This is a genomic window from Chryseobacterium sp. 22532 (assembly GCF_052044665.1).
Taxonomy (GTDB): domain Bacteria; phylum Bacteroidota; class Bacteroidia; order Flavobacteriales; family Weeksellaceae; genus Chryseobacterium; species Chryseobacterium lathyri.
The window spans coordinates 347,964-363,760 of sequence record NZ_JBQENJ010000004.1; the positions used below are offsets into that span (position 1 = coordinate 347,964).

Annotated in this window: 11 protein-coding genes and 1 tRNA gene; 9 read left to right on the plus strand and 3 right to left on the minus strand. The window is 37.2% G+C overall.

Annotated features, from left to right (window positions below):
• Window positions 1–17: 17 nt before the first annotated feature.
• The 4 genes from ACTJIV_RS12910 (at window position 18) to ACTJIV_RS12925 (ending at window position 3,022) form a co-directional block, all read left to right on the plus strand.
• Window positions 18–467, plus strand: coding sequence for a GNAT family N-acetyltransferase (locus ACTJIV_RS12910; RefSeq protein ID WP_223559640.1), 450 nt, complete (start codon window positions 18–20; stop codon window positions 465–467).
• Window positions 464–847 carry a VOC family protein gene (locus ACTJIV_RS12915; protein WP_440627935.1) on the plus strand — a complete coding sequence of 128 codons (384 nt, stop codon included), beginning with the start codon at window positions 464–466 and terminating at the stop codon, window positions 845–847. Before ACTJIV_RS12910 ends, ACTJIV_RS12915 begins: the two co-directional genes overlap by 4 nt.
• Complete coding sequence (locus ACTJIV_RS12920; protein ID WP_440627937.1) at window positions 844–1,344, plus strand: endonuclease V; 501 nt, start codon at window positions 844–846, stop codon at window positions 1,342–1,344. Before ACTJIV_RS12915 ends, ACTJIV_RS12920 begins: the two co-directional genes overlap by 4 nt.
• 379 nt (window positions 1,345–1,723) lie before the next feature.
• A complete protein-coding gene (locus ACTJIV_RS12925; RefSeq protein WP_440627939.1) occupies window positions 1,724–3,022 on the plus strand; it encodes a GEVED domain-containing protein in 1,299 nt (432 codons plus the stop codon).
• A 111-nt stretch (window positions 3,023–3,133) separates the two neighbouring features.
• Here ACTJIV_RS12925 and ACTJIV_RS12930 read toward each other — a convergent pair whose 3' ends face one another.
• The gene (locus ACTJIV_RS12930) at window positions 3,134–6,478 is read right to left on the minus strand and encodes a DEAD/DEAH box helicase (RefSeq protein WP_440627941.1); all 3,345 of its coding nucleotides are present in this window, start codon (window positions 6,476–6,478) and stop codon (window positions 3,134–3,136) included.
• 240 nt (window positions 6,479–6,718) lie between these two features.
• Between ACTJIV_RS12930 and ACTJIV_RS12935 the strand changes: the two genes are divergently transcribed.
• The 4 genes from ACTJIV_RS12935 to ACTJIV_RS12950 all read left to right on the plus strand — a co-directional run bounded on the left by ACTJIV_RS12935 (window position 6,719) and on the right by ACTJIV_RS12950 (window position 10,668).
• The gene (locus tag ACTJIV_RS12935; protein ID WP_111953152.1) at window positions 6,719–7,777 is read left to right on the plus strand and encodes a 3-oxoacyl-ACP synthase III family protein; all 1,059 of its coding nucleotides are present in this window, start codon (window positions 6,719–6,721) and stop codon (window positions 7,775–7,777) included.
• Between the two features lie 206 nt (window positions 7,778–7,983).
• Window positions 7,984–8,781 carry an SDR family oxidoreductase gene (locus ACTJIV_RS12940; protein WP_440627944.1) on the plus strand — a complete coding sequence of 266 codons (798 nt, stop codon included), beginning with the start codon at window positions 7,984–7,986 and terminating at the stop codon, window positions 8,779–8,781.
• Window positions 8,782–8,857: 76 nt separating this feature from the next.
• On the plus strand, window positions 8,858–9,772 hold the full coding sequence (locus ACTJIV_RS12945) for a helix-turn-helix domain-containing protein (protein ID WP_336379388.1): 915 nt from the start codon (window positions 8,858–8,860) through the stop codon (window positions 9,770–9,772).
• 68 nt (window positions 9,773–9,840) lie between these two features.
• Window positions 9,841–10,668: a hypothetical protein gene (locus ACTJIV_RS12950; RefSeq protein WP_440627946.1), complete on the plus strand. Its 828-nt coding sequence runs from the start codon at window positions 9,841–9,843 to the stop codon at window positions 10,666–10,668.
• Between the two features lie 98 nt (window positions 10,669–10,766).
• Here the strand turns inward: ACTJIV_RS12950 and ACTJIV_RS12955 are convergent.
• A tRNA-Arg gene (locus ACTJIV_RS12955) sits at window positions 10,767–10,838 on the minus strand.
• Window positions 10,839–11,718: 880 nt separating this feature from the next.
• Here ACTJIV_RS12955 and ACTJIV_RS12960 point away from each other — a divergent pair.
• Window positions 11,719–12,354: an NAD(P)-dependent oxidoreductase gene (locus ACTJIV_RS12960; protein WP_440627948.1), complete on the plus strand. Its 636-nt coding sequence runs from the start codon at window positions 11,719–11,721 to the stop codon at window positions 12,352–12,354.
• A gap of 253 nt (window positions 12,355–12,607) precedes the next feature.
• Here the strand turns inward: ACTJIV_RS12960 and uvrA are convergent, their stop codons facing one another.
• Window positions 12,608–15,400 carry an excinuclease ABC subunit UvrA gene (gene uvrA / locus ACTJIV_RS12965; protein ID WP_111953162.1) on the minus strand — a complete coding sequence of 931 codons (2,793 nt, stop codon included), beginning with the start codon at window positions 15,398–15,400 and terminating at the stop codon, window positions 12,608–12,610.
• Between the last annotated feature and the right edge of the window lie 397 nt (window positions 15,401–15,797).

Genomic DNA, 15,797 nt, shown 5'->3' on the forward strand with positions numbered 1-15,797 from the left:
AACATAAGAATAACCAAATGAAAACAGCAATTCGCGAAGCTAGGACTGAAGACATTCCACAGATCCAGATCGTCCGGAACTCAGTAAAAGAGAATATGCTTTCTGATCCCGCCTTGGTAACTGACGCAGACTGTGAAGAATTTCTGTTTGAAAGAGGAAAAGGCTGGGTAGGTGAGATAGAATCCCGGATTATTGGTTTTTCTATTGTAGATCTGAAGGAAAATAATATCTGGGCACTTTTTATACATCCTGATTTTGAGAATCTCGGAATTGGAAGGAAGCTTCATGATGTTATGCTTGACTGGTATTTTGAACAAACCAAAGAAGATGTATGGCTGGGAACTGCACCGGGAACAAGAGCGGAAGCATTTTACAGGAAGTCCGGATGGCAGGAGAGAGGTATGCATGGAAAAGGAGAAATCAAATTTGAAATGACTTATAATAACTGGAAAAACAGAAAACAATGAGACAGCATGTAAAATCCATCAGGCCATTTATCGGGGCTGAAAATTTTGAAATAAGCAGGAACTTCTATAGAGATCTGGGATTTGAAGAAGTAATCTTGGAACCTAAATTATCCCTGTTTAAAAGGCAGGAAACCGGATTCTATCTTCAGGATTACTATGCTAAAGACTGGATAGACAATACCATGGTCTTTATGGAAGTAGAGAATACAGATGATTTCTGGAAGGAACTTCAGGCTTTGCGTCTTACTGACAAATATGAAAAAGTAAAGTTTACCCCCGTAAGAACAATGGACTGGGGAAAAGAATGCTTTGTACATGATCCGTCCGGGATTTTGTGGCATTTCGGTGAATTTTTTTTTAATGATAGAAGGAAAATATGATTTACGCTTTTGATACCTATTATTATGAGGACCATGCAAACACTGTGTGTATCGCATTTGAAGACTGGACCTCAGAAAATGAGTCTGGTATTTATACTGAAAAAACAGAAGTCCCTTCCGGATATGAAAGTGGTGCTTTCTACAAGCGGGAACTGCCCTGCATTTTGAGCCTATTAAAGGAAATATCCTTAAAAGAAGGAGACATTATTATCGTAGATGGTTATGTTACCCTTGATAATGATGGTAAAATAGGTCTTGGAGGATATCTCTATGAAGCCTTAGACCGAAAATATGCAATCATTGGAATTGCAAAGAACGAGTTTGCTTCTCCGGATTCCCAAAGAAGAAGTGTTTTAAGAGGAGAAAGCAAAACTCCGTTATTTCTTACCGCAAAAGGTGCAGATGTAGATGAACTACTGCCTAAAGTAGAGCAGATGTCCGGAGCTTACCGGATACCAGCACTGTTGAAAAAGCTGGATCAGCTTTCCAGAGCTTAATTTCGTATGAAAAATTATTTATATATCTTGATAGTATCATTTATATTTTTATTAATATATTTTCTGTTACAACGTGATTTTTTTTTCTGGCTCACACCCTTATTTTTTATTGCTTTATGTTATAATTTTTATCTTATTCTAAAATTCTCAAAAAACAAAGCTTTTTATTTTTTGGTTAATTTTATCTTACTTTTAGCAGATGTTTATTTTGCTGTGATAACTTTTTTACTGCGTATTGACTGGTAATTTTATCTGAGAATTATTAAATTATCTGCCTTATTTTTTTAATTATTCTTTTAAAAGTGATAAATATCATTCGATTCTTATTTTTATTGATTCTAAATAAATATAAATTTGTCTCAACAAAATAAAAGAATAAATGAAGAAATTATCTACTTTTTCTGCTGTGGTATTCTATATGATGATGAATGCACAATACTGTACTCCTGCATTTCAATATGGTACAGATAGCAATATGATCACCAATGTAAGTTTTGGAAATATCAATAATACCTCAACTTCACAATCAGGGAATGCGCAGCCTTATGAGGATTTTACCTCACTGTCTGTAGATCTTCAGGCCGGAAACAGTTATCAGATTTCTATAAAAGGGCCCTCCGGTACTTTTCCAAGTGACGTTGTGGTTTTTATTGATTTTAACAAGAACGGTAATTTTGATGATGCGGGAGAAAATTTTTATATAGGCAGACTGGCAGCAGCGAATCCTTTTAATGCCTTTACGATTAACGGTACCATTACAGTTCCCGCGAATGCAGCATCCGGTGCCACAAGAATGAGAGTACTGAAAAATACCAATACAGCTGCTTATTCTGATCCCAACGCACCGAATTCGATCACTACAGCTTGTGATACCAGCTTAAGAGCGGGACAAACCGAAGATTACACTGTAAATATTGCAGGAAATAATATGGTTTTCCCATGGCCCTACTGCGGAGCTGAAAATGTCACAACCCTGACTGTTAGTGAAATTACAAAGATAGAATTTACAGGAATTTCCAACGAAAGTCATATAGACGGAACTTCAGACGCAGTTGAGAACTTTACATCTACAGTTTTCAGTGTGAACAGAGGTAATTCTTATCCAATAACCGTCACTGGAGGAACTCAGGGACAGACAACCGTCTCAGTGTATGCCTATATCGATCTTAATCACAATAATGCTTTTGATCCGAACGAAGCGTTTAATTTAGGCTATCTGGATAATTCTGATCCTATTCCCGGCAGACAGTCTGGAGTAACGTCTGGAACGATCAGCATTCCTGCTGATGCAATGCTGGGATCAACCCGGTTCAGAATTGTTAAAGCTTATGAATCTAATTCATGGATGGGAACTTTGGAAAATCTCCCATGTCCAGCAGGGTGGTTCATTGGACAGGTTGAAGATTATACTTTAAATGTGCTGGCATCCAATCTGGCTACATCGGAGGTAACAAAAAAATCATCTGCAAAAATATACCCAAATCCTACATCAGGTTCCATAACGGTACAAACAGAAGGCGGACTTGAAAAATATGAAGTTTATAGCGTATCTGGACAGAAGCTTTTAGAAGGAATATCCGGTGTTGTTAATATGAATGGCTTTACTCCCGGGACTTATCTGATCAGGATCTACACTAAAGATAAAAAAAGCATCATCAAAAAGATCATTAAAAAATAAGAACACTTTATCTAATCATATCCATATCAATTTTTGTTTTTTTTAACCGGCAGATTCTATCTGTCGGTTTTCTTTTTAGTCAGGTATAACTGAATATTGTGTTGAAAGGTTTTACAATGATTTTGATTCCAGTATTTCTAATAAATCATGCTTCGACAGCTTCTGAATGCCTGTTCCGTCAGTCTGAAGCAGATTTTGGGCCAGCTCATTTTTCTTTTTCTGAAGACTTAAAATCTTCTCTTCCACAGTATTTGAACAGATCAGCCGGACTGCAATCACATTCTTAGTCTGACCGATTCTATAACTACGGTCGATCGCCTGGTTTTCCGCTGCAGGATTCCACCACGGATCTACGAGGTAAATATAATCTGCCTGAGTAAGGTTAAGGCCTACGCCGCCCGCTTTTAAACTGATCAGGAATACCCGGATCTCTTCATTCTCCTGGAAAGTATTAACGGTCTTGCCTCTGTTTTTGGTTTGTCCCGTAAGATATTCAAAAGGAATCTTTTTACGTTCAAGTTCAGCTTTAAGCAAGTCCAGCATCTCTACAAATTGTGAGAATACAAGGATTTTATGATCTTTCGACTTACTTTGGATCTGTTCCATCAGTATTTCTATTTTCACGGCATGATCGCCGGAATATCCTTCTTTTAATAGTACAGGAGAATTACAGATCTGTCTGAGCCTGGTAAGCCCGGTAAGAACATGCATGCTGTTTTTATTCAGATCATCGTCATCATTCGCGGCAATAAATTCACGGAGTTCCTTTTCATAAGCATCATAGATTTTACGCTGTTCAGTATCCATTTCGCAGTAGATCACCATTTCCGTCTTTTCAGGAAGCTCTTTGGCAACCTGCTTTTTTGTCCTGCGGAGAATAAAAGGTTTTATTTTCTGTTGAAGCTCCTGGGCACGCTTACCATATTCAAATTTATCAATGGGAACGGCATAAATGTCTTTAAAATACTGCTTGCTTCCCAAAAGTCCCGGACAGGCAAAAGAAAGCTGACTGTAAAGATCGAAAGTGTTGTTTTCAATAGGAGTCCCTGTAAGAACAAACCTGTTTCTTGAATTCAACAAGCGGGCTGCTTTATATCTTTCTGAATTAGGATTTTTAATTGTCTGTGATTCATCAAGGAAAACACAGTTAAAACGGAAGTCTTTCAGAAAACGGATATCCGAAAGTAACATTCCATAGCTGGTAAGTACTACCTCATATTCAGAAAAATGTTCTGCAGTTTTCAGTCTTTCGGCTCCATAATGAGTCATTACACTTATTGAAGGAGCGAACCTGTTAATCTCTTCCTGCCAGTTGAAGAGCAAGGAAGTAGGAACTACGACAAGATGGGTAACATGGCCTCGTTTTTTACGTTGAGAAAGAATAAACGCGATCACCTGAAGTGTTTTTCCAAGACCCATATCATCCGCAAGACATCCCCCGAAATTAAACCTGTCCAAAAAGCTCAGCCAGTTCAGTCCGTCATGCTGATAATCCCTCAAAACAGCTTTCAATTCTGAAGGAATATCGATTTGGGGAATATCTTTAACGGATGAGAACTGAAGTGAATAAGAAGAAAGCTCTTCCTGTACCTCGCTGCTCAAAATATCCTTTTCAAACAGTGAAGACACTTCCGTAAAATTGATCTTTGGAATTTTAAGTTCCTCAGCATCAATTTCCCCGATCCGGAAAAATTCATTCATCCTGTTGATCCATTCTTCCGGGAGAACCCCGAGCGTCCCGTCGTCCAGCTGTACAAATTTACTTCTGTTGCGTATAGCGCGATGAAGCTGTTTCAATGTGGCATCCTTCTGTCCGAAGCTTACCTTTAATTTAGCATTGAACCAATCCAGCCCACTGGTAATCTGAATATTGACTTTTGCTTTGTAAGAATTGAGTTTAGTATTTTTAAGCTCATTGAATCCAAGAATGACAACACCTTCACGTCTCCATACTTCAAAAGCACCAAGAAACCAGTCCTGATCCAGGAACTTATCTTTATGCAGATAAAAATAATCATAGCCGTCCATCTGTGCTTCGAAGTCGGGGTGCTGCTTCATAATGAGATAGGTAAAACGGGCTTCTTCTGCGTCATTTCTGTCAATTTTAAATACATTTCCATTCTGATCCGTTCCGAAAAGCTGTTTCCTGGAATAGACGGCAACTTCTGCCTGTCCATATTTCATGACCGGAGTCAAAGCAATGTAATTTCCCTGCTGGCGAAGATAAATGACCCATTCGTTACTGTGGCTTTCTTCTTCAAGCTGTACTGGTGTTGCAGGCTGTATGTAGCTATAATTGATATGAATACGTTCTTCCAGTGAAGAAAGAATATTTTTCATGAATCCTTCATATTTCGAGGAATGAACAAGCAGGATCTCATTATTGGTTTTAAAAAATTTAATTATCCTCAGCATATCCGGATCATCTACAAAACTGAAAGTATTCCGGCTGTAGACAAAATATTCATTCCTGATCATTATATTTTTAAAAGGAATGGATACATCATTGAATTCTAACGCTCCGGTTATCTCATAAAAAGGTTCCTTTTTGAATACGCTAAGCTGTATTTCTGCCTGCAAAACCTCAAGATGTACAGGGACAAGAGATTTTGATGAAACGGTCTCGGACAGCTCACGGTCATGATAATAAGTTTCCAGCCCAAGCGGATTCTGTACGATCAGTTTTAGAGCTTCCAGCTCTGCAGTATTGTAATCCTCATTATAATTATTCTGAAACGCTGAAACAGCAGTGTAGAATTTAATATGCTGTGGCTCTTCAGCTTTCCAGATAAGCTGCATGGCATCAACAGGATGGACAGGATTTTTGAGTTTTCCTGCCTGGGTAGTTTCAGCTTCCATGAGTGAAAAATTCAGGTGGCTGTAATAACGGTGCCTTCCGATGACCAGTATTTTTCTCTTCCCACTGTCCTGTAATGCTAATTGATTGATTACTGAAGAACGTTGAGGAAGAAGCTGCTGTTTAAAAATATCCTCATCTATAGGTAACATTTCTCTGATCTTAGGCTTTACTTCGATTTTGTCATTAACATATTCAAGCTCAAAATAGATATCAAGTTCCGGTTCATTTTCTAAGCCGTAACTTTTAGCTTTAGCAATAAACAGTTTCTTACGAAGAAAAGGATCAAAGAAAGTCCTGAATTTTTTCTCCTCTATGATACAGTGGATGATTTCTGCCTGATGCTCACAAAGTTTGTCTTTAGGGGTATGGCAGGTACATGTGCTTATTATAGAGCTGCCAATCTGGCTGACGGAAACCTCCGGGAAATCTTTTAACGGGGATCTTTTAGTAAAAACGCCTATATTGTTTTCGATGGCAGTAGGATAGATATTATGAAAATCTCTGATCTCCAGGAATGCGCTGCCTGAAGTATGTTTCAGGAGATCATAAACGGAAAGTATATTGATGCTTGTATTTTCAAGAATATAGGCTGCCATAAGCATGCGAATTTACAAAAAATGAAAACAACAATCTAAGGGATTGAGAATGAAGTGAAAATCTAATGATAGAAAGCGATCTGAGGGATGGTAATGTTTCATTTTATGCTCTGAATACCAATATAAATATTCAATTCTATTTTATCATACGATTAATAGATATTTTATCGTTAATATTGTACAATATTTAAATTCATGAAAAAACCAAAATGAATTTAAGAAGATTATAATTTTTTTTTAATGACAAGCAAGATTATAGGAGTCGGCAATTATATTCCGCCGGAAACAATTACAAATTTATTTTTTGACAAGCATCATTTTATTAATAAAAACGGGGAGTCATTAAAGGAAGCGAATGATATTATTGCCAGAAAGCTCAAGGAAATTACCGGCATAGAAGAAAGAAGATACGCATCTGAGGATCAGGTGACTTCAGATCTGGGGCTGATTGCAGCACAGAGAGCAATAGAAAATTCAAAAATAGATCCGGAGACCCTGGATTACATCATATTTGCCCATAATTTTGGTGATGTCCGCTTTGGCACCGTTCAGTCGGATAGTGTGCCAAGTCTGGCTTCAAGAGTAAAACATCTTCTAAAGATCAAAAATAATTTCTGTGTAGCCTATGATGTTCTGTTCGGATGTCCGGGCTGGATAGAAGGTGTGATACAGGCTAATGCCTTCATCAAATCGGGTATAGCAAAACGCTGCCTGGTTATTGGTGCAGAAACACTTTCCAGAGTCGTTGATATTCACGACAGGGACAGTATGATCTATGCGGATGGTGCAGGAGCAGTTATCATGGAAATAAGTGAAGATGGTAAAGGAATACAGTCCCATTTATCGGCTTCTTATACCCTGAACGAAAAAGATTACCTTTTCTTTGGTAAGTCATATAACAATGAAAGCTGTCCTGATACGAAATATATCAAAATGGAAGGCAGAAAAATTTATGAATTTGCTCTTGTAAATGTGGCGGATGCTATGAAGAAGTGTCTGGATGCAAGCGGATATTCTATAGATCAGCTAGATAAAATTATCATCCATCAGGCCAATGAGAAAATGGATGAGGCGATTGTAAAACGTTTTTATCAGCTTTATGATTTGACAATGCCTGAGAATATCATGCCGATGGTAATCGATAAATTAGGGAACAGCAGTGTGGCTACCATTCCAACGTTGCTTACGATGATCCTGAATGGAGAACTTCCTTCCCATGAAATAAAAGAAGGACATGTGGTTTTATTTGCTTCTGTAGGAGCAGGGATGAATATCAATTCATTTGTCTATAAATTTTAAGATAATCTGAAGAGAATTCACAGCTTATACTGCATTTCTCTTTTTAATAAACAAGGCCTGGATTTTAAATCCGGGCCTTTCTATTTTGAGATAATTCCTTCAAAAAACTATTTAAAATCCATTTTGGATACACGTTAGTCCAATTTGGCAACTCCAGCCTTTATTCGAATCCTGACCTTTGTCCTGTTAATTTAATACAGAACAAAATGAAAACAATTTTTATAACAGGCGCTTCAACAGGATTAGGAAAAGCGGCTGCCCAATTATTTCAAAGCAGAGGCTGGAACGTTATTGCTACTATGAGAAACCCGGAAGCAGCTTCTGAACTTGCCGCCTTGGACAATGTAACCCTGCTTCCTTTGGACGTTACCAATCTGGAACAGATAAAATCGACTGTAAATAAAGCCCTTGAGCTGGGGAATGTAGATGTGGTTTTCAATAATGCAGGATATGGGCTTATTGGTCCTTTGGAAGCCTTAAAAGATGAGCAGATTTTAAAACAGCTGGATACCAACCTTCTTGGGGTGATTCGTGTAACACAAGCTTTTATTCCATATTTCAGAGAGAAAAAGAGCGGAATGTTTATTTCTACCACCTCAATCGGAGGATTGATTGCATTTCCTTTGGGTTCAACCTATCATGCAACCAAATGGGCGCTGGAGGGTTGGAGCGAGAGTCTATCTTATGAACTGAATAAATTCGGCATTGATATCAAAACTGTATCTCCAGGAGGAATTAAGACCGATTTTGTAAGTCGTTCTTTAGATTCCGCAACGAGCCCGGCCTATGAAGAGATTACCAATTCCCTTTTTTCCAGTATGGAAGGAATGATGGAAGCGGCTTCCAAACCTGAACAGATTGCTGAAGTGGTATATGAAGCAGCTACAGATGGCAAGAAGCAGTTAAGATACGTAGCAGGAGAGGATGCAAAAGCATTATATGCCCAGCGTCTTGAACTGGGAGCTGAAGCTTTCAGAGAGCAGTTCGGCAAACAGTTTATTTAAGATATTTTTAAATATTGAGACGGCATAGATTTTATTTATGCTGTCTTTTAATTCAAATATTTAATACATTTATATCATGGAAAAGAAGGATAATACACCTATGAAAATTTCATCCATATCGGAGCTTCACGACCTGCTGAAACTTCCTAAACCGCTTCATCCGTTAGTAAGCCTGGTAGATAATACAAAAATGATTGTGAATAAGGAATTGCTGAACAGAAGCTTTTACCTGAATTTTTATAAGATTTCGTATAAGTTTTCTGAACATGGAAAGATGGGCTACGGACAGGGATATTATGATTTTAACGAAGGAGGCATGATGTTTACGGCGCCGGGACAGATTCTTTCTACCGATGCAGACGCAGAATACTGTGGATATACGCTGCTTGTACATCCGGATTTTATACGGACCTATCCTTTGGGCAAGAACATTAAAAAATTCGGGTTCTTTTCCTATGATACCAATGAGGCACTGCATCTATCTGATCAGGAAAAAACAATCATCACCGGATTACTGGATAATATCAGGAATGAGCTGAATACAGCGATTGACGAAGTCAGCCAGGACGTTATTGTGTCTTATATTGAGGTTCTGCTGAATTACAGCAACCGCTTTTATAAAAGACAGTTTATCACCAGAAAAGCAGTCAACAGTGATATTTTATCTAAAATGGAAGGTATACTGGAAGACTATTTCAATAAACAGGAAACATTAACCAAAGGACTTCCCACCGTGGAGTTCCTGGCCTCAGAAATGAACCTTTCGCCGCATTATCTGAGTGATATGCTCCGGAACCTTACGGGACAGAATGCCCAGCAGCACATTCATGAAAAACTGATCGAAAAGGCTAAAGAATATCTTATAGCTACGAATTTTTCAGTATCGGAAGTCGCTTATGCTTTAGGATTTGAGCATCCTCAATCGTTCAATAAGCTTTTTAAAAAGAAAATGGAAAAAACTCCTTTAAGTTACAGACAATCATTTAATTGAGGTATATTTCATAGGATGAGTAATATTGGGAGGAAAAGAATGGACTACCTATCATTAGCTAATTAAAAATGAATTTCGAATTGGAAATGAACAGTTATGAAGATATTTGTAAAATACTGAACATACATCCTGGCCTGAAACCAGATGTATCTGCCTATGATGAAGAGGATCAAAAGGCTGCTGTTTCCCTGTTCAGATTGTGGAACGCAAATAAGGCTGCGTGGAATGGCGAAATGATTGATTTCAATGACGATGATCAGGAGAAGTATGAAATTTTGTTTGATCTGGGTGATGAAGTTGATCCGGATTCAGGTTTGATGTACTTTACTTACCGTCCTGTCAGCAACAGGAGCCATGTCGGTGCCCGCCTCCTCTGGCCTGGCATTACCATAGCAAAACACGTCACTAAGGTGATGCAGCAGGATTTTATGAATATGATGAGAATACCTGAAAAAATAATAAAAACGGGTAATGAATCATTAAAAATAAGTACAATAAATTCCAAATCAGAAGTCAACAGCTACGAGGATATCTGTAAAATCCTTAATATAGATCCCGATCTGGAACCTGACGTATCTGCATATACTATAGAGGATAAAGAGGCTGCTATCTCTATGTTCAGATTATGGAAAGCAAATAAAGCCGTGTGGAATGGTGAAGTAATTGACTTCAATAACTATGACCGGAACGTATATCAACACAAATATGAAGTGATGTGTAATTTAAGTGATGAAGCTGGAGGGGGAGAAGGTTTCACATACTCAAGTTGCAGTAGTACCGGAGATTATTCGGCGGTCGGCGCCCGTCTCCTCTGGCCTGGCACAACTATCGCAAAACACATGACTAAGGTAATGCGGGAGGATTTTATAAATGTAATGAAAATACCTAAAAAATAATAAAGTTGACATGCAGCTACTTGCCTGGCTTTAAGGAATACATACAACTACGATAAATATAACAGGGCTGCCGGTATTTTATTGTTTATTTACACTTGTGGCCTCACCAGGAATCGAACCTGGATCTAAAGTTTAGGAAACTTCTATTCTATCCGTTGAACTATGAGGCCTTGGAAAAATAAAAATACTAATTAATTTAAATAAATAAAAACTTTCCAATAATTGCGGTTTGTTTTTCAATGATTTTATTCAGAATTCATTCAGGACAGGAACTGAACCTGTGCATAAAAAGAATCCGCTCTTTAGGAGCGGATCCAGTAGATAAATACATCTCATTTTTTTAATTAGACAACAATAAAAAAGCACAGCCGACAATGCTGTGCTTAAATTTTTATTTCAAATTTAATTGCAATTTCAAAGCTGAAAAAAGCAAAAAATGATTTCATTTCAGTTGTATTACATAGTAAATGTAGTACAATTTTTAATACGAAACATGAATTTAATGTTAAAATTCACAACTTATCCACAGTTTATTGTGGATAAGTTTGTAATCAACTGTTATTCAGAATGTTTACAATGGTGTTTTTTCAAGTGTTTTTCCCTTGTCACTTCTTTTTATCAATATACCAGTGATCCATATCGTTGATTATTATCTGAATTGATCATTTTTTTGATGCGCTCTGCATAATAACAGAATAAACAGAAGAGCAGATAGAATTTTATAATTCATATTGTTTAATCAGATTAAAAAAGGTAAAAAACCAGTGAATGAATAATAAATGATTTTGTTTTCTAAGATAAAAAATTAAGGCTAAATAGCGTTTGATTCTAAAGTTTTATCTTTTTAAAATAAATAGTTATATTTGACTCATTAAAATCTCTTTATAAATATCATTATTCAAGTGCATTTCTAAGTACTTGAGATCCTAAGGTTCAAATTTTATGAACCCTGTTATTCTATTATTTAATACCCAAAAAGAAATCTGACGATAACTGATGAGGCATTCTCATTCATTATTGGATCATATTTCACCAACAAAAGAGATCATTATGAAAACAAATACAATAGCCGTAATAGGTGGCACAGGAAAAACAGGACATTACCTTGTCCAGGAGCTTTTGAAAAGAAAACATCCCATGAAACTGTTACTTCGGACTCCTAAAAATTTTACTATTGAAAATCCTTTAATTGAAATCGTACAGGGAGATGCAAGAGATTCTGAAGCTGTGAACCGTCTTATTAAAGGTTGCAGTGCGGTAATCAGTAAAATAGGACAGCCTGCCGGAGAAGAACCGATATTCACGGATGCTACAAAAAATATTATACAGTCGATGAATTCTCACGGAATTAAAAGATATATTACTATCACCGGTTTGAACGTTAACACGCCTTTTGATCATAAAAATGATAAAGTAAAAATGGCAACTGAGTGGATGTATCAGAATTATCCAAAGACAACAAAAGACAAACAGGATGAATATGAAATTCTTGTGAAGAGTAATCTGGATTGGACATTGGTGAGACTTCCGTTAATAATTTCTACTTCCGAGCACTTCAGAACAGAAACGAATCTGACGGATTGTCCAGGAGAGAAAATCAGTGCAGCAGATCTGTCTGAGTTTTTGGTGTCCCAGATCGATGATGAAGCTTACATTAAACAAAGCCCGTTTTTGTATAATCTTTGAAGGGTTTAGAGTTCAACGTTTAAGGTTTAAAGCTTTGAAGATCTGATACAAAAAATCTATGATTTTTTAAAACTTAAGTGAACTTCTTATTCATAAAGCATTAAATCTTTAATCACTTAAGTGTCAAAAAGCTTTTGTGACTTTTGTGGTTTAAAAAAGTTTTCATGCGAAACTCAACTTACATTTTAAACAAATTAAATAAACCTCAATGGTTAAAAAAATAGAGAGCCATTTATTGGCTCTCTATTCATATTTAGCTTTCAAGTTTTTCCTTGATATATTTTGCGGTATGCGATTTTTTATCTTTCGCCAGGTCTTCCGGGGTTCCGGCAAAAACAACTTCACCGCCATATTTTCCTGCCTCCGGGCCAATATCTATAATATAATCTGCAGATTTGATAATATCCGGCTGATGTTCAATAACAATTACCGAATGACCAAGATCAATAAGTGCCTGTAGGGATTTCAGTAACTTCTGAATATCATGGAAGTGAAGTCCTGTAGAAGGTTCATCAAAAATAAACAGGGTTTTGTCTGTCGTAACCCCTTTGACAAGGAATGATGCCAGTTTTACACGCTGTGCTTCACCACCGGAAAGGGTAGAAGAGCTCTGCCCCAGCTGCAGATAGCCTAATCCGACTTCCTGAAGCGGTCTCAGTTTTGTGACGATCTTTTCTTCGTTATTGTCTTTAAAGAATTCCAAAGCTTCATCCACCGTCATATGAAGAATATCAGAAATGCTTTTCTCATCGAACTTCACTTCCAGGATTTCGTTTTTAAAACGGGTACCTTTACATACTTCACATTCAAGCTCAATATCTGCCATGAACTGCATGGATACGTTGATCACACCTTCTCCTTTGCATTCGTCACATCTTCCGCCGTCTACGTTGAAAGAGAAATGCTTGGGCTTGTAACCCATCATTTTTGAAACTTTCTGTTTGGCAAAAAGATCTCTGATGTCATCATACGCTTTCAAGTAAGTAACAGGATTGGATCGTGAAGATTTTCCAATCGGATTCTGATCGATCAGCTCAATGTTTTTAATCAGTTTCTTTGGGAATTCTACAGAATCATAATCTCCTTTTTTGCCACCCATCCCAAGTTGGATCTGGATGTCGTTGGTTAAAATTTCCTTCATCAGCGTAGATTTTCCGCTTCCGGAAACTCCTGAGATCACCGTAAGGCTTTCCAAAGGAACATCTACATCTATATTTTTCAGATTATTTTGTCTTGCTCCTTTGATGTGGATCCATTCCTTGGCTTTTCTGCGCTTTTTAGGAACCTCAATTTCCATCCTTCCGGTTAAATATTTTGAAGTAAGCGTATCCGCATTTTTAAGATCATTATAATCTCCGGCAAATACCAGTTCACCACCAAGATAGCCTGCTTCAGGGCCAATATCAATAATATAGTCAGCAGCTTTCATAACGTCTTCATCGTGTTCAACAACAATTACGGTATTTCCCAGGTCCCGAAGGTTTTTTAAAACTTCGATCAGGTTTTCGGTATCTCTTGAGTGAAGACCGATAGAAGGCTCATCCAGGATATAGATAGATCCTACAAGAGAACTTCCCAAACTTGTTGCAAGGTTAATTCTCTGACTTTCACCACCTGAAAGGGTATTGGAGGTTCTGTTTAACGTTAAATAACCTAAACCTACTTTTAATAAAAATTCGATACGGGTTTTGATTTCGTACAATAACCTTTTGGCTACATCCTGATCATGCTCGGAAAGTTTCAGCCCATCTATTAAAGGATACAATTCATCAAGAGGAAGCTCAATCATAGACTGGATATTGTGCCCGTTTACCTTTACCCAGCTCGTTTCTTCTCTTAATCTCAGGCCTTCGCAAGTAGGACAGAGTGTTTTTCCTCTGTATCGGGAAAGCATAACTCGGTACTGGATCTTGTACAGATTTTCTTCAAGCATTTTGAAGAAATTATTAATAGAAGGGAAACTGCTTTTACCGTCTCCTTTCCACAGAAAACTTTTTTGCTCTTTGGTGAGCTGATGATAAGGTTTGTGGATAGGGAAGTCTCCGGCTTTTTTAATAAATGCTTTTTTCCATTCACTCATGCTTTCACCTCTCCAGGCAACGACTGCATCCTCATAAACGGATAGTGTTTTATTAGGAATAACAAGATCTTCATCTATTCCGATCACTTTTCCGTAACCTTCACATGCCGGACATGCTCCGTAAGGGTTGTTGAAGCTGAAAAAATGAACATTCGGTTCAAGGAACTCCATACCATCCAGCTCAAATTTATTGGAAAACTCTTTTACCTTTCCGGTATCCGGGTTTTTTAGTGAACAATAGCCATGACCTTCGTAAAATGCCATTTGGATAGAATCTGCCAGCCTTTGAAGGAAACTTTCGTCTTCTTCATAAGAAAAACGGTCGATCACAAGATTAATGGTCATCCCTTTTTCAGGAGTAAAGCCGAAGCTTTCCAGGTCTTCAATACCTGCTACATTACCATTGATCTCAAGTCTTGTGAAACCTGCTAGCTTTAAAACATTCAGTGCTTCCTTAAAATTATCTGCGTCATATTCCAAGGGAGCTGTCAGTAAAAACGAAGTGTCTTTTTTTGAAGCCTTGATAAAATCGATTACATCAGAAACGGAATCCTTCTTTACTTCTTCGCCTGAAACCGGAGAAAAAGTTTTCCCGATTCTTGCAAAAAGAAGTTTCATATAATCATAGATCTCCGTAGAAGTTCCCACCGTAGAACGGGGATTGGAAGAAATCACTTTCTGCTGAATGGCAATGGAAGGGGCAAGCCCTTTAATATCATCCACTTTGGGTTTTTCCAGTTTACCCAAAAACTGACGTGCATAGGAACTTAAACTTTCCACATATCTTCTCTGTCCTTCTGCATAAATGGTATCGAATGCCAGGGAAGATTTTCCGCTTCCGGAAACCCCCGTGATTACGATTAATTTATTTTTCGGGATCAGAACGTCTATATGTTTCAGATTATTAAGATGGGCATTCTTAACGAAGATCTGTTTTTTTATATCTATTTCTACTGTTTTAGTCATGTTCATAAAATATATACTGACTGAGAATCATCTGTGCCAGTGTGACTGTTTTCTTGTGTAAATTCTGCTGCCTGATAAATTGTTCTGTATCCGTCCAAGATTGAGCATTGATTAAAAGTGCCTGTAAAAGTATGGAAAGATGATTATTTTCATCGCAAAATTAAGACTCACAAAATTACAAAATTTTAGTGAAAATAAGACGTTTAAATATTTGCTTCCAGATAATTATATTCAATTATCAACAAGCCAAAAAAAATAAAATATTTCCATTTTCAGTCAGAAAAAAAATTGATGGATAAGCTGTTAACATCCATAAGATTATGTTAACTATTTTATAATTATAAAATTGAAAAATAATTTATGATTTTCAATATGTTTTTGCATTTTGCTCTTGTTT

Coding starts and splice junctions, on each gene's coding strand:
- ACTJIV_RS12910 (WP_223559640.1), top strand. CDS start 18: ATGAAAACAGCAATTCGCGAAGCTAGGACTGAAGACATTCCACAGATC.
- ACTJIV_RS12915 (WP_440627935.1), top strand. CDS start 464: ATGAGACAGCATGTAAAATCCATCAGGCCATTTATCGGGGCTGAAAAT.
- ACTJIV_RS12920 (WP_440627937.1), top strand. CDS start 844: ATGATTTACGCTTTTGATACCTATTATTATGAGGACCATGCAAACACT.
- ACTJIV_RS12925 (WP_440627939.1), top strand. CDS start 1,724: ATGAAGAAATTATCTACTTTTTCTGCTGTGGTATTCTATATGATGATG.
- ACTJIV_RS12930 (WP_440627941.1), bottom strand. CDS start 6,478: ATGGCAGCCTATATTCTTGAAAATACAAGCATCAATATACTTTCCGTT.
- ACTJIV_RS12935 (WP_111953152.1), top strand. CDS start 6,719: ATGACAAGCAAGATTATAGGAGTCGGCAATTATATTCCGCCGGAAACA.
- ACTJIV_RS12940 (WP_440627944.1), top strand. CDS start 7,984: ATGAAAACAATTTTTATAACAGGCGCTTCAACAGGATTAGGAAAAGCG.
- ACTJIV_RS12945 (WP_336379388.1), top strand. CDS start 8,858: ATGGAAAAGAAGGATAATACACCTATGAAAATTTCATCCATATCGGAG.
- ACTJIV_RS12950 (WP_440627946.1), top strand. CDS start 9,841: ATGAATTTCGAATTGGAAATGAACAGTTATGAAGATATTTGTAAAATA.
- ACTJIV_RS12960 (WP_440627948.1), top strand. CDS start 11,719: ATGAAAACAAATACAATAGCCGTAATAGGTGGCACAGGAAAAACAGGA.
- uvrA (WP_111953162.1), bottom strand. CDS start 15,400: ATGACTAAAACAGTAGAAATAGATATAAAAAAACAGATCTTCGTTAAG.